The organism is Niveispirillum sp. FG148, from assembly GCF_057809655.1.
Window position 1 is genome coordinate 420,196 of record NZ_JBMDKJ010000001.1, and the last position, 22,588, is coordinate 442,783.

Below are 22,588 nucleotides of genomic sequence, written 5' to 3' on the forward strand. Positions count from 1 at the left end.
AGCCCGCGACCTGCGGGCTGTCAGGGAAGGGTCAGGGCGTGGCGGTGACACCCAGCAGGCGCACGGGATGGATGTCGGAGACATTGTCCTTCCAGCCCGTCACCCGCGGCGCCACCATGTGCAGCGAACTGGCAAAGGCGATGGGGACGACGTGATGGCTGTCCAGCACCGTCTGCTCCAACCCCCTGATCTCCGCCTCCTGTTCCCGGCTGTCGGTGGCGTTGATCCGGGCATCGGGGGGCAGGAACGGGGCCAGCGCGTAGAAGGGGGAATAGGAAATCCAGGTGTTCAGCGCGAACCCTTTGTAGGTGCCCTGCTTGATATTGGCGGTCACCAGTCGGGCTTCTACCGGCACCAGATCGGTATCGATGCCCAGCACCTGCTTCCATTGGGCGGCGATGGCGACCACGCGCCGGCGGACAACATCGGTGGACGCGTGCATCAGTTCAATGCGCGGCGGCGCCTTGCCCTCGCCAAAGCCGGCGCGGGCAAGGGCGTCACGCGCGGCCTGACGCCGTGCATCGCCGGGTACCCCTTCGGCCGGTGGTACCGGGAACTGCCACAGCTCGGGGGGCACCAGCCGATCGGCGGGCACGGCGCGGCCCTGCGTGTTCATGGTCAGCTGTTCACGGTCCAGCGCCAGGGCCAGCGCTTCCAGAAGGGCCGGATTGTCGCGCCATGGCCCGGCCGGGTTGGCCAGCAGATAGGCCAGCGCCGTCCACGGATAGATATGCAGATTGGCCGGCATGTTGGCGCGGACCCATTCCACCATGGGTGTCGGCACCGTGCTGGTGATGTCCAGTTCGCCGGCGCGGAACCGCGTCAACTCCGCCTCCGCCTGATCGACAATCATCATGTCGACCCGCTCCGCACCGACGGGAGCATAGTAGGACGGGTTGCGGACCAGGCTGTAACGGTCCTGCAACCGGTGTTCCAGCAGACGATAGGGGCCGTTGCACATCAGGTTGGCCGGGGCCGCGTAGTCCGCGCCCCTGGTCTGCAAGGTGGGGCCGTGGACGGGCAGGCTGATGCGGTGGGACAGGACAAGGTCCAGATCGGAGGTGGGGCGGGCCAGCCGCACGACCAGGGTCTGCGCATCCGCCGCCTGCACGCCCAGCCGGTCCGGCGGCAGCGCGCCCAGCCGGATCTCCCGCGCATTTTCCAGGACATCCATCAGGTCGGCAACGGGGGAACTGGTGGCCCGGTCGACGGCCCGGCGCCAGCCGCGCACGAAATCCTGCGCCGTCACCGGTTCCCCGTTCCACCAGCGGGCGTCGGGACGCAGATGGAAGACATGGGTCAACCCGTCCGCCGAAACGTCCCGGCGGGCCGCCATGCCCAGGACGGCCCGCCCATCGGCATCGCGGGTCAGCAATCCTTCGCACAGATCCAGCAGCAGCCGCGCCGTGCCCAGACTGGTGCCGCGATGCGGGTCCAGGCTGTCCGGTTCCGGCCCGATGGCGACACGCAGCGGCGCTGCCGCCTGGACATTCATGGCCAGCAGGGCCGACAGGACCAGGGCGGGCAGGCGGGGCAGTCGCATCATGGGGGCGTCGCGGGGCTGAGGGCGCAAGCACGGACGAGCGGATTCAGCGTAAAACGGTCGCCGTTGCGCTCCAGCATGGATTTGCCATGCAACAGGCCCAGACCGCAACGGGCTTTTGACGGATCGGCCCGGTCAAGGGCTTGAAGCGCCTCATCGACCGAGAAATCGACGGGAAAGGCCGACAGCACGCGCAGGGCATGGCGTTCGGCCAGGGTCAGCAGGCCGAAGGCCCAGCCCATGGCCGCCGCGATGGAACGATGACGCGCCGGGCCCGGCCGGCGCAGGTCGGGCAGGGCGCGCAGCGGGTCGCGGCTGGCATCGTCCGCCGCCGCCAGACCCAGACGGCTGGCTGCGCGGGCGGCGATTTCCACCCCCAGCGGCACGCCGCCGACATGCTGGCAGATGCGGGCGATGGCCGGGCCGGCCAGGGCGTCATCGGCGATATCCATGCCGGCGGCACTGGCCGCTTCCAGGAAAAGACTGGCGGCCGGTGCCGGCCCCGCCGCGTCTTCCACTGCCAGCGACAGGGGCGACAGCCGCACGCAATGCGCCTTCAGCGGCCGATGGGTCAGGTGCGATGTCAGCAGCAGCCCGACGCCCGGGCAATCATCCAGCACGCGCCGGACCAGATCCAGCGCCGCGTCGGCCAGCATCTCCACCCCGTCCAGCAGCAGCAGGCATTGACGGTCCTTCAGCGCGTCGGTGACGGCCGCGACCGGATCGGATGATGGCCGCAATCCCAGTGTGGCCCCGATGCGCAGGGCCAGACCCTCCCCGTCGGTCAGCACCAGGCTGGACAGGTCGACCAGCCATTGCCCGTCGGGATAATCGACCGCCATGGCATGGGCCGCCGCACAGGCCAGCCTTGTCTTGCCCGTGCCCGACAGGCCGGTGATGACCAGCAGCCGGTCACGCCGGACCCGCTTCACGACATTGGCAAGGGCGACGTCGCGCCCGGACAGGGGGGTCAGCGTCAGCGGGATGTTGCCGATGGAACGGGAGGACCGCAGCGGGGCGGTAACGGCCAGACGGTATCCGCGGCCATGCACAGTCAGGATCACCGATCCGTCACTGTCACCAATGGCCGCCCGCAGACCGGAGATCTGTACCGCGACATTGGCCGGGTCCACGATCTGGCCGGGCCAGACACGGTGCAGCAGATCGGCGGCGGACACTTCCTGCCCGTCATTTTCGGCCAGGACCGACAGCATGGCGGCGGCACGGCGTCCCAGCGGCACCGGCATGCCGGCGCGGCTGGTCAGGCGGCCGCTGGCCCGGTCGAACCGGTAAGCGCCGATGGTCAGTTCCGCCCGGTGGCCATCCGGCATCCCACGGCTCGCATCCCGGTGCATCGCGTCCCGCCTGTTGACGATATCCGTTGAAGGGATACCGGTCCCCACCCGACCGACAGGGACCGGTACTTTAACCTCAGCCCTGGATGAAGGCCAGAAGGTCGGCGTTCAGCCTGTCTTTATGCGTATCCGTTACGCCATGCGGCCCGCCTTCATATATCTTCAGGACAGCGTGCGGCACCAGCCTGGCCGCAGCCTTGCCGGCGGCATCGATCGGCACAACCTGATCGGCATCGCCATGCACGATCAAGGTGGGCAGGTCGAACTTCTTCAGGTCCTCCGTGAAGTCCGTCTCGGAGAAGGCCTTGATGCAGTCATAAGTGGCCTTGTGGCTGGCCATCATGCCCTGCATCCAGAAGGCATCGATCATGCCCTGCGACGGCTTGGCCCCCGGCTGGTTGAAGCCGAAGAAGGGGCCGGACGCGATGTCCTTGTAAAGCTGCGACCGGTCGGCAAGGCTGCCGGCGCGGATACCGTCGAAGACCTCCATCGGCAGGCCGCCGGGATTGGCGTCGGTCTTCAGCATCTGCGGCGGCACGGCCCCGACCAGCACGGCCTTGGCGACGCGCGCCCGGCCATGGCGACCGATATAGCGCGCCACTTCGCCCCCGCCCGTGGAGAAGCCGACCAGAACGGCGTCGCGCAGATCCAGCGTTTCCATCAGCTGGGCCAGATCGTCGGCATAGGTGTCCATGTCGTGCCCGTGCCAGGGCTGGCTGGACCGCCCATGGCCGCGGCGGTCATGCGCGATGGCGCGATAGCCGTTGCTGGCCAGATGGAACATCTGGTTTTCCCAGCTGTCCGAATTCAGCGGCCAGCCGTGGCAGAACACCACCGGCTGCCCGTTGCCCCAGTCCTTGTAATAAATCTGCGTGCCGTCATCGGTGATGATCGTGCCCATGGTCGTTCTCCGGGTAGGTGCAGGCATGCTGAATGCCGATTTGCCCCATCCCGGATGGGTTTCCGGCGGGGTCGGCAGGAAAACAATTCAGTCAGAGAACGGGCAAAAGTGGTGTTAAAATAAATAAATTCGGTTATCAGATGGGTCATTCATCGCTAAACGCCTCTATTCATTACGGAAATCTTTCAGGGGGCCATTGTTGGACAACCAGGGGCGATATCTGCTGGACCCGGTGCGCCGCCAGTTGCTGCGCGATGGGGCGGTCGTTTCCCTGGGCGATCGCGCCTTCGATCTTTTGCTGGCCCTGGCGCAGGCAGATGGGCGACCGGTTCCCGCCGATGGTCTGATTGCCCGCGTCTGGCCAAGGACGACCGTGGCCGCCGGCAATCTGCGGGTGCAGATCCGGGCCCTGCGCCGGGCATTGGGGGATGATGCCGTCGAAAATGTACCGGGCAGCGGCTATCGGCTGGCGATATCGCTGGCACCGGGGCCGCCGCACAGCACCGCCCCCGACGGACCCTTGCTTGTGGGGCGCGCGGGCGACCTGGAACGGGTCAAGGAATTGCTGTCGCGGTCACGGCTGGTCAGCATTGTCGGCCCCGGCGGTGTCGGCAAGACCCGGCTGGCGCTGGCGGCGGCAGCCGAATGCCAGGGGATGCGCGTTGTCCATCTGGATCTGGCGGCCCTGCGGCAACGCGGCCTGATCCCGGTGGCCGCGGCGGCGGCCCTGTCGGTCAATCTGCTGGGCGTCGGGGTGATGGAGGCGCTGATCGGTGCCCTGGCCGGCCAGCCCGTCCTGATGGTGCTGGACAATGCCGAACATCTGCTGGACGAGGTGTGCGAGTTTGCCGAAGCCATCCTGGGCGCCTGTCCCGGCGTGCAGATGCTGCTGACCAGCCGGGAGCCGCTGAACCTGGGGGGCGAGATGCTGCTGCATCTATGCCCCCTGGGGTGCCCGCCGCCGGAGGTCACCGATCCGGCAGCCATCCGGAACTATGACGCTGTGCGGCTGGTCTTGCGTGAACAGAGGGTCCCGGGGCGGCCGGACCCGGACGACGCGCAGATGCCGGCCCTGGCGCGCCTGTGCCGGCATCTGGACGGCCTGCCGCTGGCCCTGCTGCTGCTGGCAGCGCTGCTGCGCGACGGCACGGTGGAGGGGGTGGCGGGTGTCTTTGAAGGGCGCCTGCGCGATGTGCCCCTGCCGGACATTGCCGGCTATCGTCACGACAATCTGGGCCGCATGCTGGATTGGAGCATCGACCTGCTGTCGGAGGAGGAGGCGTTGCTGCTGGGCCGGCTGGCCGTCTTTGCCGAAAGCTGGACCGTCGATGCGGCAGTGACCGTCTGTGGTCAGGCCCCGCTGGCGCCCATCGCTGTGCCGGGACTGGTGGCCAGTCTGGTCTCCCGGTCACTGGTCGCCGGGCCCCTGCAGACACAGCGCCCAGGCATGCGTCTGCTGGAAACGGTGCGCGACCATGTGATGGCCCGCAATCCGGGGCTGATCGACTGCGAGGGTTTGCGCCAGCGCTTGGCAGCGTGGCTGACCGGCGAGTTGCGGAAGCGGGAACGGGAGGCCGTGGCCCGGGTCGCCCGTTACTCGCTGGGTGCCCTGGATGCCGCCGACATCCACAATGTCCTGACCTGGGCGTTGGGCGGCGGCGATGTCGTTCTGGGGCAGCAATTAGCCCTGGACAGCGCGCGATACTGGAACCTGCGGGGCCTTTATACCGAAGGCGTGCGCTATCTGGAACTGGCGTGGAGGTTGTGTGGGCCCGACACGCCACCGGCCGTGCGTGCGCAGCTGGGTCTGGCGCTTTATGGCGAATCCTTCCCCATCCGTCTGCCCTATCATTCCGACCGCGAACGCTATGTGCGGGAGGAACTGGATGCGGCGCTGGCGGCGCTGCGCGACGGGGATGGGGCGCCGGGCCGCCTGTTCGATGCCTACCTGTCCGCGGGATTTCTCCGCCGCTATACGGGCGATCCCGCCGGCTGCTTTGCCCTGTGGGATGAGGCACTGGCCGTGGCGCAGCGCAATGGACATTGGGGCGACGAGGTCAGAGCCCTGACCCTTTCCGGTACCTTCAAGGCCAATCACGGGGACTTGGGCGAGGCAAGGCGGCGGTTTGCACATGCCCTGGGCCTGGCAGAACGCCATGATCTGAAACGATATATCATCCTGTTGCGGCTAGCCGATGTCGAATTCGTGGCGGGCGATATTGACAGGGCTGTGGCGGCGGCGCGGGAAGGGCTGGCGTTCGATGGGGTCCTGCCGCCGGCCGTCGATCATACGCTGAAGGCCAATCTCTCCTCCTATCTTCTCATCGCCGGCCGGCTGCGGGAAGCGGTGGTGCAGGCGGAGGCAGCCTGCGAGTTGGTCATCAAATACACCTACAGCCAGGCATGGACACTGGAGCGCGGGGCCCTGGTCCTGTTGCGACTGGGCCAGACGTCCCTGGCCCGGCGCATGGCCGCGATGGGGGATATGCTGGTCCGCGAACTGGGCCTGAACAGGATAGGCCCGGAACTGGCCGTGCATCAGCAAGTACTGGAAGGCCTGGGCCCCGTGGGGGAACCGGAGGCCGGTGACAGCCCGGAGGCGCTGATATCGACGCTGGGCGACTGCTATGCGGCCTATCTGGCGCAGAACGATCAGGGCAGCGGCGCGCCCATTGATGCCTGAAGCACTGCGTACCAGTCAGCATCGGTCAGGGTGACCGTGAAGGCGTCAGCCGCGTCGCGGATACGCTGCGGGTTCTGGCTGCCGATCAGGGGCACAGGGGCGGCCGGATGGGCCATGACCCAGGCATAGGCCACGGCGGCGCGACTGGCGCCCTGCGCCTGGGCGATACGGTCCAGTTGGGCGATGGTGGCCGCCGTGCGGGCATCACCTGCTGCCCCCAGCAGGCGCCCGCCGGCCAGCGGTGACCAGGCCAGCACCGCCAGCCCCCGCTCCATCGCCTGATCCATCACGCCGTCGAAAAGCGTGAAGGTTGCGGCGGCGGAAAATTCCGGCTGGATCGACACCAGCTTGAAGGGCAGATGCGCCTGCAGGGCCGCGACCTGGGCCGGCGTATGGTTGGATACGCCGGCCGCCCGGATCTTGCCGTCGCGGCGCAGCTTGTCCAGGGCTGCCGCCACCTCCGCCGGATGCGCCAGCAGGTCGGGGCGGTGAACCTGATAGAGGTCGATCACGTCCGTGTTCAGCCGCTTCAGGGACGCTTCGCAGGCCCGGATCAGATAGTCTCCGCGCGAGACATAGGGGATGCCGGGGATGATGCCGCCCTTGGTCGCCAGGATGATGCGGCAGCGCAGGTCCGGCGCTTCGGCCAAGACGCGGCCGAACAGGGCCTCTGACGAACCGAATCCGGCCGGCGTGTCGGCGCCATAGATGTCGGCCGTGTCGAACAGGGTGATCCCGATCGTCAGCGCGGCATCGGCCAGGGCGCGGGCGGCGGCCACGTCATCCCCCTTGAACCGCCACATGCCCCAGCCCATCGGCGACAACGGCGGGACACCGTCGATGAAGGGACGGTTGTCGCGGCGGATGGTCAGGGTGTGCATGCGGGCTCTCCGATTGGGCGGCCTTCTTCATAGGGAAGGTGGGCGGGCTGCTTCAAGCCCGGAAATGCAACGCCCCCTGGCAGCAAGGCGACAGGGGGCGTGACCGGTCCGGTTGGTTCGGGGTCAGCCCTGCGGCCGACCCCGCTCCGCCGCATCTTCCCGCATCTCGAACCACATGGCGTTCAGGACGGCGAAGGCGGCGGCCAGGGGAAGGCCCAGCATCCAGGCGAAATACCACATGATCGGTCTCCTTTTGCGTCGCGTTCAGTAATGATGGCCTTGGCCCTGGCGGATGGCGGCGGCATCGACCTTGCCCCACAGGATGCGGTAGGCCCAGGCCGTATAGGCCAGGACCAGGGGCAGGAAGATCAGCGTCACCACCAGCATGATGAACAGGGTCTGGTGCGAGGATGAACTGTCCCAGACCGTCAGGCTGCTGACCGGCTGTGTTGAACTGGGCAGGATGAAGGGGAACATCGACACGCCGACCGTGGCGATGATGCCGAACAGCGACAGGCCCGACAGGATCAAGGTCACCCCCTCCCGCTGTGCTCGCAGACCCGCCCAGACCAGCAGCGGCCCCGCCAGCCCCAGCGCAGGTGCGATCAGCAGGAAGGGCATGCTGGCATAATTGCCGAACCACAGGCCGGGGGCGGTGGAAACACTTTTCAACAGCGGGTTGGACGGGCCGGCGGGGGCGATGTCGCTGGTGATGCGGAACCCGTCAACCCAGAGATAGAGCGCCAGCCCGGCCAGCGCGAACAAAGCCGTGGACAAGGGTGCCGCGGCCATGCCGATGGTGCGGGCACGGGCCGCCACGGCCCCGTCCGTCTTCAGGGCCAGCCAGGCCGCGCCATGCATGGTCAGCATCGCCACCGACAGCAGCCCGCACAGAAGCGCGAACGGGTTTAGCAGGCCGAAGAAACTGCCCGTGTAGAAGGCGCGCAGATCATCGTCCAGATGAAACGGCACGCCCTGCAGCACATTGCCCACGGCCACGCCGAAGATCAGCGCCGGCACGAAGCCGCCGATGAACAGGGCCCAGTCCCAGGCGGTCCGCCAGCCGGCATCCGGCCGCTTAGACCGGTACTTGAAGGCGACAGGGCGCAGGATCAGGGCCGCCAGCACCACGAACATGGCCAGATAGAAGCCGGAGAAGGACACGGCATAAAGCGGCGGCCAGGCGGCGAAGATGGCCCCGCCCCCCAGGATGAACCAGACCTGATTGCCTTCCCAGACGGGGCCGACGGCATTGATGATGGTGCGGCGTTCGACATCGTCGCGGCCGACGAAGGGCAGCAGGATGGCGCTGCCCATGTCGAACCCGTCGGTGGCGGCGAACCCGATCAACAGCACGCCCAGCAGCACCCACCAGATCAGGCGCAGCGTCTCATAGCTCAGAAGTTCATGCAGGATCATGATCGTCACTCCGCGCCCTGAAGGGCGACAGCGGCCGGGGCCGGAAGGTCTTCATCCGGTTCCGGTCCCTTTTTGATGGCGCGGACCATCAGCGCCATCTCCACCACGAACAGCACGCTGTAGAACAGGGTGAAGCCGGCAATGGTCAGCAGCAGGTCGGTCACGCCCAGGCTGGACACGGCCAGCGCCGTGGGCAGCACGCCTTCGATGATCCAGGGCTGGCGGCCGAATTCCGCCACGACCCAGCCCAGTTCCGCCGCGATCCAGGGCAGCGGGATGGCCAGCACGGCCAGTTGCAGCAGCCAGCGCGGCTGGCCCAGCCGTTGCCGTGCCGATTGCCAGAAAAAGGCCGCCATCAGGGCGATGAAGAAGAAGCCCAGCCCGACCATCAGGCGGAAGGACCAGAACAGCGGTGCCACCTGCGGCACCAGATCCCAGGCCGCCTTGTCGATCTGTTCCGCCGTCGCCTGACGCGGATCATCGACATAGCGCTTCAGCAGATAGGCATAGCCCAGGTCGCGGCCATATTCCTCGAACGCCGCCTTCACGGCGGGGTCGGCCTTGTCCACGCCCTTGGCGGCGCGGATGGCTTGCAGGGCGTCGTAGGCCAGGATGCCGTTCTGCACCCGCTGCTTGCCATGGGCCACCAGATCGTTGATGCCGGACACTTGCGTGGTCAGCGACCGGGTGGAGATCAGGCCCAGCGCCCAGGGGATCTGCAAGACATGGTGCGTCTCCCGCGCCGCCTGGTCGGGGAAGCCGATGGCGGTGAAGCTGGCCGGGGCGGGTTCGGTTTCCCACATGCCCTCGATGGCGGCCAGCTTCATTTTCTGATGTTCGGTCGCCAGATAGCCGCTTTCATCGCCCAGCACGACGACCGACAGCGACGACAACAGCCCGAAGGAACAGGCCACGGCCATGGACCGCTTGGCCAGCAGCACATGCCGGCCCTTCAGCAGATACCAGGACGAAACGCCCAGCACGAACACCGCCGCCGTGACATAGCCGGCCGACACCGTATGCACGAACTTGGCCTGGGCCACGGGGTTGAACAGCACGGCGTAGAAGTCGGACACTTCCATGCGCATGGTGGCCGGATTGAACACGGCCCCCACCGGGTTCTGCATCCAGCCATTGGCGATCAGGATCCACAGGGCCGAGAAGTTGGAGCCGATGGCGACGGCCCAGGTGGCGGCCAGATGCTGCACCCTGGTCATCCGGTCCCAGCCGAAGAAGAACAGGCCGACGAAGGTGGCTTCCAGGAAGAAGGCCATCAGCCCTTCGATGGCCAGCGGTGCGCCGAAAATGTCACCGACATAATGGCTGTAATAGGACCAGTTCATGCCGAACTGGAATTCCATGGTGATGCCGGTGGCCACGCCCAGCACGAAATTGATGCCGAACAGGCTGCCCCAGAATTTCGTCATCTGCCGCCAGATGGGGCGGTCGGTCATGACATAGACCGTTTCCATGATCGCCACGATGATGGAAAGGCCCAGGGTCAAGGGTACGAACAGGAAGTGATAGAGGGCGGTCAGCGCGAATTGCAGGCGCGACAGCCCGACAATGTCCAGTTCCATTCTTTTTCGTCGCCGGGCGCGTGCCGGCGCTCCCCACTGCCGGGCCCCGTCCCGATGGCGGGGCCCCCTCATTCAGGGGCGTGAGGAAGCAAGGGGTCAGTCCGGGCGCAGGGTCGACATCGCCTCCTCAAAGGCCGGGGTGCCCCGCACCACATCCAGAACTGGCTTCCCACCCTGCAACCGGATCAACCGGTCGGCCAGGGCCGCCTCACGCCGCAAATGCGTGACAGTGAGAATAGTTCGGTTGGCACCCAACTCTTTGAGTTTTGTCAAAATCTCCCCTGCGACAGAAAGGTCGATGCCTTCCGTCACCTCGTCCAGCAGCCACAAGGGCTTGTCCTGCAACAGGAAACGGGCGAGCGCCAGACGGCGGCGCTGACCCGATGACAGGCCGGCCCCCCCCTCCGTCAGGGGCGTATCCAGTCCGGCCGGCATTTCGCGCACGACTCGTTCCAGCCCGGCCAGACGCAGCACCTGCCACAGACGATCGTCATCGGCGGTGGGATCGGCCAGACGCAGGTTGGCGCGGATATCGTCCTGGAACAGGTCGACGCGCTGGCCCATCAGGGACCAGTCCAGGGTGCCAACCGACCCTGACTGCGGGGCCGCTTCCCCCGTCAGCAGGGCGATCAGGCTGGATTTGCCAGCCCCGCTGCCACCGATCAGGGCCACATGCTGGCCGGCGGGCACGGTGAGGGACAGACCGTCGAACAGGCGTGCCGTCGCGCCGTCATGGCGGAAATGCACGCCGTCTAACTGTACGGCCAGCCCCGTGGGCGGGGTGTTGACACGGATGGCGGGTGCCGGGGCCAGATCGGCGGCGACGCGGCGCGCGGCACGCAGCAGCCGACCCAGTTCCACCCCGCCCCGGCGCAGCAGGGCCAGGGGTTCCACCATGGCCATGGTGGTCAGCAGCAGCAGGGTGGCCCCACCAGCCTCAATCCGCCCGTCTGCGACCATCCAGGCCGCCAGCAGCAGCCCGCTGACCAGCAGGCCGGTGGCGGCCAGGGACTGGATCAGGCCCGACGACACGTCCATGCGGTTCAGGCGGTCATCGGCCTGGGCCAGACGGCGGTCGGCATCCAGGGTCAGGGCGGCCATGGCGTCCAGCCGTCCCGCCATCCGCCAGTCCACACGGCCCGCCGTCAGGTCCAGCAGGCGCAGGCGCAGGGCTTCCAGCAGGATGGCCCGCTTACCACCCGGCCCGCGGCTGGCGCCTGCCAGCCAGAAGAGCAGGGCCAGGCCCGTGCCCAGCAGGACCAGGGCCAGCACCGGCCCCCACGGGCCGATCAGGAACCAGAGACCGGTGCCGACCGCGAGTGACAGCAGGGCCAGCACCGACAGCGGCACCAGCAGACGCAGATACAGCGTGTCCAGCGCATCCAGATCGCCCGTGATGCGGAACAAAAGCCGGCCCGGCCGCTGCGCCAGCGCGCGGGCCAGACCGGGGCGGGCGGCCGTGCGGAACATGCGTACGCGCAGATCGGCGATGACGGCCAGCGTCGCCTCATGCGTCACCAGCCGTTCGGCATAGCGGCCGCCCGTACGCAACAGGGCCAGGAAGCGCACGCCGGCGCCGGGGCGGAAGGTGTCGAAGGCCAGCGCGGTGGCGGCAACGGCTCCGGCCATGCCCGTTGCCGTGATGAACCAGCCCGACAGGCCCAACAGGGCCACACCGGCAAGGGCCGTCAGGCTTGCCAGCAGCACGCCCCCCAACATGGGCCGGCCGGCGGCACGGCGGAACAGGGTCAGGATGGTCAGCAGGTCGCGGAACATCACGCCATCTCCACGACGCGATCCATGCGCGCGGCCAGCAGCGGGTCATGCGTGGCGACGATCAGGGTGCGGCCGGCGGTGGCCGCAATCAGGGCGTCGGCCACCTGCCGGGCCGTATCGGCATCCAGATGCGCCGTCGGCTCGTCCGCCAGGATCAGGTTGGCCTGCGGATCGGCCAGGGCACGGGCCAGGGCCAGCCGCACCAGTTCCCCGCCCGACAGGCCCACACCATTCTCCCCCACCCGGCGGGCGGGATCATGGTCGGGCAGCAGCGTTTGCAGCAGGGGTCGGGCGTCCAACCCCCTTCGACCCAGGGTGACATTGGCCGACAGCGAGGCGTTCAGCAGATAGGGGCGATGACCGATCCAGCCGACAGCGCCCGCGCGCCCGACCTGGCCGGCATCGGGCGATAACAGGCCGGCCAGCAGCGCCAGCAAGGTGGACTTGCCGCAGCCGGACGGGCCGAACAGGGCGACGCGCTCGCCCGGTTCGATACGCAGGTCAAGGCCTTGGAACAGGGGGGCGGCACCGGGATAGGCAAAATGCAGGGCAGTGACGGTGACACCGTCGCCTGTCTCCGCCATGGCGGCGGCGGCGGCCGGGGGCGTCTCAGCGCCGGTCAGTGCCTTCAGCGCCTTGATGGCGGCCTCCCCATTGGCGCGGTCATGCCAGACGGCGGACAGGTCGCGCAGCGGTTCAAAGAAGGCCGGTGCCAGCAGCAGGATGAACAGGCCCTGGCCCAGGTCCAGCTGCCCGCCCCAGGTGCCGAAACCCACCGTGCCCAGCAGATGGAAGCCGATATAGACGGCCACCATGGCTACACCGACAGCGGAGAACAGTTCCAGCACGGCGGAGGACAGGAAGGCGATGCGCAGCACAGCCATGGTCTGTCGCCGCACCCGTTGCGCCAGACCGCCGATGCGGTCGGCCACCCCATCCACGGCCGACAGCGCGCGGATGGTGGGCAGGCCGCGCAGCCGGTCCATCAGCAGGCCATTCATGCCGCCCACGGCCTGCAACTGTTCCTCCGACGCGCGTTTGGCCCGGATGCCGATCAGGGCCATGAACAGCGGGATCAGCGGGGCCGCGACCAGCAGGATCAGGGCGGCCAGCCAGGACAGCCAGCCCACCACCAGCAGGATGGCGGGCGGCACCAGCATCAACCGCCAGCGCACAGGCACATAACGTTGCAGGAAGGGCGTCACCGCCTCCGCCTGTTCGGCCAGCAGACCGGCGACGTGACCCGACGGTGGCAGGGATGGGTCCAGCGGCGCGCGGCCCGTGATGGATGCCACCCCGTCGCGGCGCAGGTCCGACAGGATGCGCCGGGCACCGTGGAAGGCGAGCCGCCCGCCAACGCTATCCAGAAGGGCGCGCAGGATGCCGATGGCAGCGATGCCGGCCGCGTGTGGCAATATGGCCGTCATGCTGGCATCCGCCAACGTCAGGTGCCGCACCGCATCGGCCAGCAGCCACGCCTGTCCGATCCACAGCATCGCCGCCAGGGCCTGGGCAAGGGCGGCCGACCGCAGGGTCTGGTTGGTCGGTGTCGGGGCGCGGTGTCGTTTCATCTCTGCTGGTCAAAGCCCATCCGGAAGGCGGGCGCATTCATGGACCGTCCCGAACCATTCGGCAAGGGCAAGGGAGACAACATGTCCCGCCCATGGTCAGCGCATCAGCCCTGCCGCATTGGCGCGCGGCTATGGTCATTGTTGGCGTCGACCAGTTGTCGCAGCAGGGTCAGGAAGGTTTCCTGCTCCGCCGCCGACAGCGGCGCCAGCACGCGCGCCGTCGTCCGGTCCACCGGTCCGCGCGCCTGTTCGACCAGGGCAAGCCCGTCCGGCGTGGGATAAAGCAGACGGGCGCGGCGGTTGCTGGGGTCCACCTCCCGCCGGATCAGACCACGCGCCGACAGCCGGTCCAGGATGCCGGTGATGGTGGTGCGGTCCAGCGCGGTGCGGCAGGACAGCCAGGTCTGATCGCGGCCCGGCTGGGCCGCGATCACCAGCAGCACGCCGAATTGCGGCGGCGTCAGATCCAGGCCCGCCGTTTCTTCCAGGAACAGGGCCGTGGAAATCTGACCCAGCCGCCGGATCAGGAAGCCGGGCAGTTCCTCCAGCAATTGTTGGTTCTTTGTCATCACCGCTGCCGCCATCCGTGTTCCTTTCATTCAATATCCTGTCGCCGCCGCCCTGTCGCGTCTGCATGCGGCGGAACCCGGCCATGCCGGATGCGCGATTCACGAAGCGGCTTCGCCAGAACATATTCAGCATACTGAATATCAGTACACAAAACATATATCCTCCCGAGAGAAAGTCAGCATGTCCGTCGCGCCCCTGCCGATCAAAGAAGCCGTCAATCCCCAGGCGACGCCGGTTGGCAACCCGTCCAGCCCCCGTGACCACGGGCCCGGTGCCCTGGGGGCCAAGCCGCGATCGGCGCTGGTGGGCAGTCTGGCGCGCATCGCGGTACCGCTGCTGGCCGTGGGGTCGGTGGCGACCCTGGCGCTGCTGGCATCGGCGCGCTGGGACGGCTGGGTGGGCGGGGCGGATGCCCAGGTGACGGACAATGCCACCATCCGGGCCGATGTGACCCGGCTGGGCGCGCGCATCGCCGGAACGGTGGCGCGCGTGGCCGTGGCCGATTACCAGCCGGTGCGGGCGGGCGATCTGCTTATGGAACTGGACCCGGCGGAGTTTCAGGCCGCGGTGGCACAGGCGGAAGCGTCCGTGGCCGGCGCGCGGGCGGCCCTGGCCAACCTGTCCAACCAGATGGCCCTGCAGCAGGCCGCCATCGCCCAGGCCGATGCACAGGTGCAGTCGATCCGTGCCGGTGAAAAGCGCACGGGCCTGGAAGCCGCGCGCCAGCAGGACCTGTTGCGCCTGGGGCTGGTCGGCACGAAGCAGAAGCTGGAACAGGCCAGCGCCGACCATGACAAGGCCAGCGCCGATGTCCACGCCGCCGACGCCTTTGCCCAGGCCCAACGCCGGCAACTGGATGTGCTGCGTGGTCAGGAACAGCAGCGCCAGGCCGAACTGGCCGCGGCGGAGGCGGCCCTGACGGCGGCGAGGCTGCGCCTGTCCTATACGCGCGTCGTTGCCCCGTTCGACGGGGTGGTGGGGGAACGGAATGTGCAGGCCGGTGACTATGTCGGCGTCGGCGCGGCCCTGGTCGCTGTCGTCCCCCTGCCATCCGTGCATGTCACCGCCAATTACAAGGAAACGCAGTTGACGCGCGTCGCTCCCGGTCAGCCGGTGGAGGTCCGCGTCGACATGTTCCCCGGCGCCGTGCTGCACGCCCATGTCGCCCAGATGGCCCCGGCCAGCGGCGCCACCTTCGCCCTGCTGCCGCCCGACAATGCGACGGGCAATTTCACCAAGGTGGTGCAGCGCATTCCCGTGCGCATCGAATTCGATCCCGGCCAGCCCCTGGTTGACCGGCTGCGCCCCGGCATGTCGGTGGAAACCCGCATCCAGGTGGGCACATCATCATGACCGCCCCCGCCATCGTCTCCTCCGGTCCCATCTCCGTCGGCCGGCGGTCGCATCACCCGCTGCTGGTCGTGCTGGCCGTGCTGCTGGGCGCCTATATGACGGGGTTCAACACGCGCCTGTTCTCCGTCGGGTTGACGGATCTGCGCGGGGCGCTGGGGCTGGGCCAGGATGAAGGGGCGTGGCTGTCCACGGCGGCCCTGGCCCCGCAGATCCTGATCGCGCCCTGTGTCGCCTGGCTGGTCACGGTCTTCGGTGTGCGCCGCGTGCTGGTGGCGCCGACCCTGCTCTATGCCGGGCTGTCGCTGATCATGCCCCTGATACACTGGCCCTATCTGGTGTCCGCGCACATGCTGCATGGGCTGCTGCTGGGCCTGTTCGTGCCGGCCACACTGACCGTCATCCTGCGCAATCTGCCGATGAAATGGTGGGTGGCGGGCATTGCCGTCTATGTCTTCCGTCAGGCCTTCACGCTCAATTCCGGGGTGGAACTGGTGGGGCTCTATACCGCGCAATGGGGCTGGCAGTGGCTTTACTGGCAGGATGTCGTGCTGGCGCCGCTGATGGCCCTGTGTGCCTGGTACGGCGCGCCGCCGGAACCGGTGAACCGCAGTCTGCTGGCCGATGCCGACTGGGGCGGCATGCTGCTGTTCGGCAGCGGGCTTGCCATGCTCTATATCGGCTTCGACCATGGCAACCGGCTGGACTGGCTGGAATCGGGCCTGGTAGTCAGCTTCCTGGCCGGTGGTGCGGTGCTGATGGCGCTGTTCTTCGTGAATGAAGCGCTGGTGAAGCAGCCCTGGGCCAGCCTGTCGGTTGTGCTGTCGCGCAATGTCGGCATCTTCTTGCTGGTGGCCTTCCTCTACACCTTCACCTCGGCCTCCAACTCCTCCCTGGTGCCCAATTTCCTCGCCAATGTTGCGCATCTGCGACCCGAGCAGTCGGGCCCGCTGCTGATGGCCTGGGGGGCGGCCCCGCTGTTCCTGCTGATGCCGGTGGCGGTCTGGCTGCTGGGCCGTATCGATGGGCGCTATATGGTCATTGTCGGGTTGACCTGCTTTGCCATCTCCGCCCTGTGGGGCACGCGCCTGACCAATGAATGGCGGACGGAGGATTTCACCGGCATGGTGCTGTTGCAGGCCATCGGTCATTGCCTGACCTTCCTGCCCATCGTCATCCTGTCGCTGGCCAACAGCAATCCGGCGCGCGCCACCTCCATCTCCGCCTATATCCAGGTGCTGCGCATCGACGGGCTGGTCATGGCCACGGCGCTGACCAGCACCTGGCTGCGCCTGTCCGAACAGGTCCATTCCAACCTGATCGGGCAGCACGTCCTGAAGGGCGACCCTACGGTCACGGCCACCCTGTCCGGCCTGACGCACAAGCTGGGCAGTGCCGACCGGGCGCTGACTACCCTATCGGCCATGGTGCAGGGGCAAGCGACGGTGCTGTCCTATATCGATGGCTTCTGGCTGTGCTTCTTCATCGCCTTGGTCGCCATCTTCCTGGTGGCCTTCATCGGGCCGACACCCAACGGACCCTTGAACCCGGCGCGAAAATAGGAAACCCGCCCGTCTTGCGACGGGCGGGTTGTTTAGTTTTGCTGTACCTCAAGCGCCGGCGCCAACATCCGTTGGCTTGGCTTACGCGGCATGTGCCGCGCGGCGGCGGTCGCCGCCGTGCCACCGGTCTTTTGACCGGTGGCCGTGGCCCCAGTCGGGGGCTTGTTCTTACGACCCGATGCGGCCGCCATCCGTACGGCGGACCCACACGACGGACGGGCGCGGATAGTCGCCATCCGGCCACTTGGACTGGCTGTTGTCATAGACGCCGCTGACATCCTCGCCCGGATGCTGGACGGCGACGAACAGCGAGGTATTGTCCGGCGACAGCAGCGGGCCGCAGCATTCCGCCCCGGCCGGAACCGCCAGGAAGCGCTTCACCGGCACCGGCTGGACGGCCGTGACCGTCAGCGGGGCGGCGTAGAGACCGTCATTGAACGGATAGGAACTGGGCGTGCCGTCCGTGGCGATCCAGATATTGCCGCTATTGTCGAAAGTGATGTTGTCAGGCGAACCGAACCGGTCACCGGTGAAGGTGGACATGCCGTTCAGCGCATTGTTGTCGACCGCACCCGTGGCCGCGGCCGGGTCGCCCGCCAGCAGGAAGATGCGCCAAGTGAAGGTGGTGGCGGCGTGGTTGGCGCCGGTCTCCGTCACCTCGACAATGTGGCCCGTGCGATTGGGGCCGCGCGGATTGGCGGCATCGGCCTTGGCCGGCACACCGCGACCGGCACCGGAACGGGCGCTGCTGGCATAGGTGGCCGTGCTGGTGGCGGCCTGACGGCTGCTGTTGTTGGTCAGGACGATGTACATCTTCCCGTTGCCGTAGAAGTCATCATCGACCGGGGCCTGCAGATCCTCCGGGCGGTCCATCGGGGTGGCGCCCACGGCGTCGCCGGCGCGGCGGCTGTTGATCAGCACGTCGGCCTGGGTCTGGAAGCGCTTGGTGCCATCGGGATAGGTGGAGGCGGCCAGCAGCGGACCCGATACCGGATCGTTCAGATCCAGCGGCAGCCACACGCCCGTGCCATCGGCATTGAAGCGGGCGGCGTAGAGCGTGCCGTTTTCCAGCAGGTCCATGTTGGCGGCGCGGTTGGTGGCATTGTAGGTGCCCGACGACACGAACTTGTAGACATATTCGAAGGTCGTATCGCAGCCGGAATAGGCGGTGACCTTGTTGGTGCCCTTGGTCAGGGCGATGGTCGCAGCCTCATGCTTGAAGCGGCCCATGGCAGTGCGCTTCTTGGGCTGCGAGGTGGAATCATACGGGTCCAGTTCGACCATCCAGCCGAAGCGGTAGGGCTCGTTCACGCCCTCCGCCTTGGCGCAGTCGAAGCGGGCGACGTAATTCTCCCACTTGCGGCCCGTGGCGCCGGACGTGATCGTGTAGTCCTGGTGATCCAGCGCCACCTTGGCGTCCGTGATCTTGGACCGGTTGGCGAAATACTGGTCGAAATTCTCTTCCGCCGCCAGATAGGTGCCCCAGGGCGTGAAGCCGCCGGCGCAATTGTTGAAAGTGCCCAGCACCACGGTGCCCGTCGGGTCGGCCGGGGTCTTCAGCTTGGCATGGCCGGCGGCCGGGCCGGTGATCTTGATCGGCGTCGTGCCGGTGATGCGGCGGTTGTAGGGCGACGTGACGTCATAGGTCCAGCGGCCGTTCAGCACACGGGCGTTCAGAACGCTGACACCATGCGCCTCGATCTCCGTCAGCGCCTCGTTCTCTGTGGCGCTGTAGTTCGGGAACATGTTCGTGCCCGACGTGTATTCGTGGTTCACGCACATCAGATAGGACGGGTAGGGCAGGCGGCCCAGCTTGGCCGGCGCGCCGAACCGTTCCGGGAACATGGCGACCATGTCGCAGTTGAAGCCGAAGCGCTTGGCCTGATCGGCCGGGCTCTGCTTGGTCGGGTCGAACGGGGCCAGGCCGGGGACCAGCGGATCGCCCCAGCGGATCAGGGTGTTGGCTTCATAACCGGTCGGCACCACCACCTTGTCGGCCTTGGACTCGCCGATCGACGTGAAGGTCAGGGCCGCGGTGGCGCCTTGGGCCTCGTTGCCCGTCAGGAAAATGCCGGACGTGGCCAGGGCGGCGGACGCCGCGGCCGTGGCGGCCGAACCGCGCAGGAAGTGGCGGCGGCCGACGCTGGCTTCCAGCACCTTGTCGAAGGTCTTGTCCGCGCCGATGCCGCGCTCTTCAAGGTTGTCGCGGTCGATTTCGGGGACGTCGATCTGGCTCACGGACTTGCTCCCTGGATGTAGAGGTCGCTGACACCGGGGGGGGTGTCATGGATCGGGCATCAACTACACCCATAAACAAGTCGATAATTTTGGAGATGTATGAAGTTTATGCGTCAGTTTTTTGATCTGACAGATAGATCAAATTTGAAATGCCTTCCCGGGCATAATCCGATCTGCTGCTGTCTTTAGCGCCTATACATCCCGAAACTCTCATGAATCCGTAACATAATCCCGTTAGAAGCCAGGACAGCTTAGGCGCATCTCCTGCACATGGACGGGGGATGGTCTGTCTTCACGCTGCCCCTGGGGGCGGCCCTGGCGGACGCCGGCTCGCGGCGCATCGCTTCGGAAACTGGGGAAGGTTGGCGGCAACCATGGGTATTGCGCATTCTTCGCGGCATCTCCGTCGTTCGGGTGGGGCCTTGGCGGCCGGTACGGCCATGGCGATGTTGATGGTGTTGTCCGCTGCGGCGCAGCAGGCATTGCCGCCGGCGGCCGAGCCGCGCCGCCCTGATCTGCCGGCGCCGACGGCCCCCCGCACCGGATCGTCGGGCGGTATCGAGATTGTGCCGACGCCCGGTGCCGCGGCGGTTGCCGGTGCCGCCGGCATGACCTTGACCCTGACCAGGGTGGTGGTCGAAGGCGGGTCGGTCCTGGGTGAGGCCGCGTATAAGGACATTACGGCCGGCATCACGGGCCGCCAGATCACACTGGCCGACCTCACAGCGGCGGCCGACGCGATTACGGCCCGCCATCGTGCGGCCGGCTGGGTGCTGACCCGGGCCGTGGTGCCGGCCCAGCGCATCAGCGACGGTGTTGCCACCATCCGCATCGTTGAAGGCTACGTCGCCAAGACCGTCATCGATGGCGATGCCGGCAACCAGACGGGCCGTGTCCAGGCCTATCTGGATCATCTGACGGCCACCAAGGGACCGGTCAATATCCAGGACCTGGAACGCTGGCTGCTGCTGGTCAACGATCTGCCGGGCGTCCAGGCCCGCGCCGTCCTGTCACCGGCCGCCGGCCAGACGGGCGGAACCACCCTGACCTTGAAGATCGAACAGGATGTCGTCCAGGCCTATGCCGGCATCGATAATCGCGGGTCCGTCTATACCGGTCCGTGGCGGCTGACGGCCGGTGTCGCGTTCAACGGTGCCAGTGATGGCGGCCGCTTCATGCTGAGCGGCACCACCGCGCTGGAGGATACCGAAGAACAGCAGGGCATGACCCTGGCCTGGGATCAGGCCGTGGGCAGCGCCGGCACGCTGATCGGCGTGCGCGCGTCGGTGCAGCGTGGGGAACCGGGCGACAGTCTGGCCGTGCTGGATGTGGTCACGCGGTCCAACAGCCTGACCCTGCGCGCCGCCCATCCGTTTGTGCGCTCGCGGGCCCAGACGCTGATCATCGACAGCGAGTTCACCGCCTATGAGACGCGCACCGCCTTCTTCGGCCAGCGTTTCGCGGCCGACACGCTGCGTACCCTGTCCATCGGCGCCGATTACCGGCTGGTCGACAAGGCCGGCGGGGCCAACCGCATCGCCGTGCGCGCCGTGCGGGGCCTGGATCTGCTGAACGCCACGCCGGACGGGTCGTTGAACAAGTCGCGTGCCGCCGGATCGTCGGACTTCACCCGCATGACTCTGGATGCGGAGCGGGTGCAGGCGCTGGGCGAGGGCTGGTCGGCCCGCATCGCCCTGTCGGCCCAGATCGCCGACCGCGCCCTGCTGGCGTCGGAGGAATTCAAGCTGGGTGGTGCCGCCTTCGGCCGGGCCTTCGACGATGGTGAATTGTCGGGTGACGAGGGTGTCGCCGGTCTGGTGGAACTGCGCTACGCCCTGCCCGTGGGCGAGGCGGTGGCCGCCCAGCTTTATGGTTTCTATGACCAGGGCAAGGTCTGGAACGATGATCCGGTGACGCGCATGGACGGCGTGGACCTGGCATCCGTCGGTGTCGGTCTGCGCGCCAACTTGGCCGACAGCCTGTCTGCCGATGTCCAGTTCGCCAAACCTTTGCGCCGTGACGTGGCGACGAAGGGCGACCGGGATGGTCGCTTCTTCGTTTCCGTCACCAGCCGCTTCTGATCCGACCGCTTGCGCCCGAGGGGATGTCCCATGGTTCGTGACATGATTTCCGCCCGTGGCCGCCTGCTGGCCGGCACCGCCCTGACCGGCATGGTCCTGGCCTTCGCCGGGTCCGCTGCCGCCAACCCGACCGATCCGACCGTGATCAGCGGCACCGTCGGTTTCGGCACTGATGGTTCGGTGCTGGAGGTGCGGCAGGGCAGTGACAAGGCCATCATCGACTGGCGCGGCTTCGACATCGCCGCCGGGGAGACGACGCGTTTCGTCCAGCCCGGGGCGGGTTCCGTGGCGCTGAACCGCGTGACGGGGGGGCAGGCCTCCAGCATCGACGGCGCCCTGACCGCCAATGGCCGCATCTTTCTGATCAATCCCAACGGCATCCTGTTCGGCGCCGGTTCGTCCGTGGATGTAGGCGCGCTGGTGGCCACCACGGCCGATATCGCCAATGACCGGTTCCTGGCCGGGGATTACCGGTTCGACATCGCATCCCCTGTGGCCGGCGCCAGCATCGCCAATGCCGGCACCATCAATGCCGGCATGGCCGCCCTGGTGGCCCCGCAGGTGCGCAACAGCGGCACCATTCAGGCCACGCTGGGCAGCGCCACGCTGGGGGCGGCCCAGCGCTTTACCCTGGATCTGGCCGGCGATGGCTTGATCAGCTTCGATGCGTCCTCCGCCATCGATGGTGCCCGCGTCGTTCAATCGGGCCTGGTCCGTGGCAGCAGCGTCCTGCTGTCGGCGGCGACGGCCTCCCGCGTTGTCGATAATGTCATCGACATGTCGGGCGTGGTGGAAGCCCGGTCGGCCCGGCAGGATGGCGGCGACATCGTTCTGGATGGCGGGCTGGGCGTCGTCGCCCTGGGCGGCACGCTGGACAACAGCGCTGCTGCCGGCGGCGATATCCGCGTCCTGGGTCCCGTGACGCTGACGGGTGACAGCACCCTGGTGACGGCCGGCGGTGCCGGTGACGATATCCGCATCACGGGCACGGTTAATGGCGCCAACGCCCTGATCGCCGACGCTGGCAAGGGCAAGGTGGCCCTGGATGGGGCCGTTGGCGCGACCAGTGCGCTGAAGC

General features: G+C 67.5%; 16 protein-coding genes. 5 read left to right on the forward strand and 11 right to left on the reverse strand.

The genetic code is table 11. The features are described from left to right. Positions 1-31 precede the first annotated feature (31 nt). The 3 genes from ACODTW_RS01830 to ACODTW_RS01840 all read right to left on the reverse strand — a co-directional run bounded on the left by ACODTW_RS01830 (position 32) and on the right by ACODTW_RS01840 (position 3,799). The gene (locus ACODTW_RS01830; protein WP_488944164.1) at positions 32-1,546 is read right to left on the reverse strand and encodes a peptide ABC transporter substrate-binding protein; all 1,515 of its coding nucleotides are present in this window, start codon (positions 1,544-1,546) and stop codon (positions 32-34) included. Continuing rightward, positions 1,543-2,874 carry an ATP-binding protein gene (locus ACODTW_RS01835; protein WP_488944165.1) on the reverse strand — a complete coding sequence of 444 codons (1,332 nt, stop codon included), beginning with the start codon at positions 2,872-2,874 and terminating at the stop codon, positions 1,543-1,545. Before ACODTW_RS01835 ends, ACODTW_RS01830 begins: the two co-directional genes overlap by 4 nt. 100 nt (positions 2,875-2,974) lie before the next feature. Further along, a complete protein-coding gene (locus ACODTW_RS01840; protein WP_488944166.1) occupies positions 2,975-3,799 on the reverse strand; it encodes an alpha/beta fold hydrolase in 825 nt (274 codons plus the stop codon). Positions 3,800-3,998: 199 nt separating this feature from the next. On the opposite strand from ACODTW_RS01840, the gene ACODTW_RS01845 reads away from it, so the two are divergent. Next, entirely contained in the window at positions 3,999-6,482 is a 2,484-nt protein-coding gene (locus ACODTW_RS01845; protein ID WP_488944167.1) for an ATP-binding protein, read from the forward strand. Here the strand turns inward: ACODTW_RS01845 and ACODTW_RS01850 are convergent. The 7 genes from ACODTW_RS01850 to ACODTW_RS01880 all read right to left on the reverse strand — a co-directional run bounded on the left by ACODTW_RS01850 (position 6,452) and on the right by ACODTW_RS01880 (position 14,278). After that, entirely contained in the window at positions 6,452-7,363 is a 912-nt protein-coding gene (locus ACODTW_RS01850; protein ID WP_488944168.1) for an aldo/keto reductase, read from the reverse strand. The genes ACODTW_RS01845 and ACODTW_RS01850 overlap by 31 nt on opposite strands. Before the next feature lie 123 nt (positions 7,364-7,486). Beyond that, positions 7,487-7,603, reverse strand: coding sequence for a cytochrome bd-I oxidase subunit CydX (gene cydX / locus ACODTW_RS01855; protein ID WP_488944169.1), 117 nt, complete (start codon positions 7,601-7,603; stop codon positions 7,487-7,489). A 24-nt stretch (positions 7,604-7,627) separates the two neighbouring features. Then, positions 7,628-8,782, reverse strand: coding sequence for a cytochrome d ubiquinol oxidase subunit II (gene cydB / locus ACODTW_RS01860; protein ID WP_488944170.1), 1,155 nt, complete (start codon positions 8,780-8,782; stop codon positions 7,628-7,630). 5 nt (positions 8,783-8,787) lie between these two features. Beyond that, positions 8,788-10,362 carry a cytochrome ubiquinol oxidase subunit I gene (locus tag ACODTW_RS01865; protein ID WP_488944171.1) on the reverse strand — a complete coding sequence of 525 codons (1,575 nt, stop codon included), beginning with the start codon at positions 10,360-10,362 and terminating at the stop codon, positions 8,788-8,790. Between the two features lie 96 nt (positions 10,363-10,458). Continuing rightward, positions 10,459-12,138, reverse strand: coding sequence for an amino acid ABC transporter ATP-binding/permease protein (locus ACODTW_RS01870; protein WP_488944172.1), 1,680 nt, complete (start codon positions 12,136-12,138; stop codon positions 10,459-10,461). Further along, positions 12,138-13,709, reverse strand: coding sequence for a thiol reductant ABC exporter subunit CydD (cydD, locus tag ACODTW_RS01875; RefSeq protein ID WP_488944173.1), 1,572 nt, complete (start codon positions 13,707-13,709; stop codon positions 12,138-12,140). Before cydD ends, ACODTW_RS01870 begins: the two co-directional genes overlap by 1 nt. A 104-nt stretch (positions 13,710-13,813) precedes the next feature. Next, the gene (locus ACODTW_RS01880) at positions 13,814-14,278 is read right to left on the reverse strand and encodes a MarR family winged helix-turn-helix transcriptional regulator (RefSeq protein ID WP_488944174.1); all 465 of its coding nucleotides are present in this window, start codon (positions 14,276-14,278) and stop codon (positions 13,814-13,816) included. Positions 14,279-14,459: 181 nt separating this feature from the next. Here ACODTW_RS01880 and ACODTW_RS01885 point away from each other — a divergent pair, with 181 nt between their 5' ends. Continuing rightward, a complete protein-coding gene (locus tag ACODTW_RS01885) occupies positions 14,460-15,632 on the forward strand; it encodes an HlyD family secretion protein (protein WP_488944175.1) in 1,173 nt (390 codons plus the stop codon). Continuing rightward, a complete protein-coding gene (locus ACODTW_RS01890) occupies positions 15,629-17,191 on the forward strand; it encodes an MFS transporter (protein WP_488944176.1) in 1,563 nt (520 codons plus the stop codon). The genes ACODTW_RS01885 and ACODTW_RS01890 overlap by 4 nt, the downstream gene beginning before the upstream one ends. Before the next feature lie 168 nt (positions 17,192-17,359). On the opposite strand, the gene ACODTW_RS01895 is transcribed toward ACODTW_RS01890, so the two are convergent. Next, on the reverse strand, positions 17,360-19,429 hold the full coding sequence (locus ACODTW_RS01895) for a PhoX family protein (RefSeq protein ID WP_488944177.1): 2,070 nt from the start codon (positions 19,427-19,429) through the stop codon (positions 17,360-17,362). Positions 19,430-19,881: 452 nt separating this feature from the next. Between ACODTW_RS01895 and ACODTW_RS01900 the strand changes: the two genes are divergently transcribed. Further along, positions 19,882-21,510 carry a ShlB/FhaC/HecB family hemolysin secretion/activation protein gene (locus ACODTW_RS01900; protein WP_488944178.1) on the forward strand — a complete coding sequence of 543 codons (1,629 nt, stop codon included), beginning with the start codon at positions 19,882-19,884 and terminating at the stop codon, positions 21,508-21,510. A gap of 30 nt (positions 21,511-21,540) precedes the next feature. Next, positions 21,541-22,588 (forward strand): two-partner secretion domain-containing protein (locus ACODTW_RS01905; RefSeq protein ID WP_488944179.1); only part of this gene is annotated, 1,048 nt, incomplete at its 3' end.

Excerpts from the sequence above, each read along its gene's own strand:
- ACODTW_RS01840 (WP_488944166.1), bottom strand. The coding sequence starts at position 3,799 with ATGGGCACGATCATCACCGATGACGGCACGCAGATTTATTACAAGGAC.
- ACODTW_RS01900 (WP_488944178.1), top strand. The coding sequence starts at position 19,882 with ATGGTGTTGTCCGCTGCGGCGCAGCAGGCATTGCCGCCGGCGGCCGAG.
- cydB (WP_488944170.1), bottom strand. The coding sequence starts at position 8,782 with ATGATCCTGCATGAACTTCTGAGCTATGAGACGCTGCGCCTGATCTGG.
- ACODTW_RS01850 (WP_488944168.1), bottom strand. The coding sequence starts at position 7,363 with ATGCACACCCTGACCATCCGCCGCGACAACCGTCCCTTCATCGACGGT.
- ACODTW_RS01880 (WP_488944174.1), bottom strand. The coding sequence starts at position 14,278 with ATGACAAAGAACCAACAATTGCTGGAGGAACTGCCCGGCTTCCTGATC.
- cydX (WP_488944169.1), bottom strand. The coding sequence starts at position 7,603 with ATGTGGTATTTCGCCTGGATGCTGGGCCTTCCCCTGGCCGCCGCCTTC.
- ACODTW_RS01830 (WP_488944164.1), bottom strand. The coding sequence starts at position 1,546 with ATGATGCGACTGCCCCGCCTGCCCGCCCTGGTCCTGTCGGCCCTGCTG.
- cydD (WP_488944173.1), bottom strand. The coding sequence starts at position 13,709 with ATGAAACGACACCGCGCCCCGACACCGACCAACCAGACCCTGCGGTCG.
- ACODTW_RS01885 (WP_488944175.1), top strand. The coding sequence starts at position 14,460 with ATGTCCGTCGCGCCCCTGCCGATCAAAGAAGCCGTCAATCCCCAGGCG.
- ACODTW_RS01835 (WP_488944165.1), bottom strand. The coding sequence starts at position 2,874 with ATGCCGGATGGCCACCGGGCGGAACTGACCATCGGCGCTTACCGGTTC.
- ACODTW_RS01890 (WP_488944176.1), top strand. The coding sequence starts at position 15,629 with ATGACCGCCCCCGCCATCGTCTCCTCCGGTCCCATCTCCGTCGGCCGG.
- ACODTW_RS01865 (WP_488944171.1), bottom strand. The coding sequence starts at position 10,362 with ATGGAACTGGACATTGTCGGGCTGTCGCGCCTGCAATTCGCGCTGACC.
- ACODTW_RS01870 (WP_488944172.1), bottom strand. The coding sequence starts at position 12,138 with ATGTTCCGCGACCTGCTGACCATCCTGACCCTGTTCCGCCGTGCCGCC.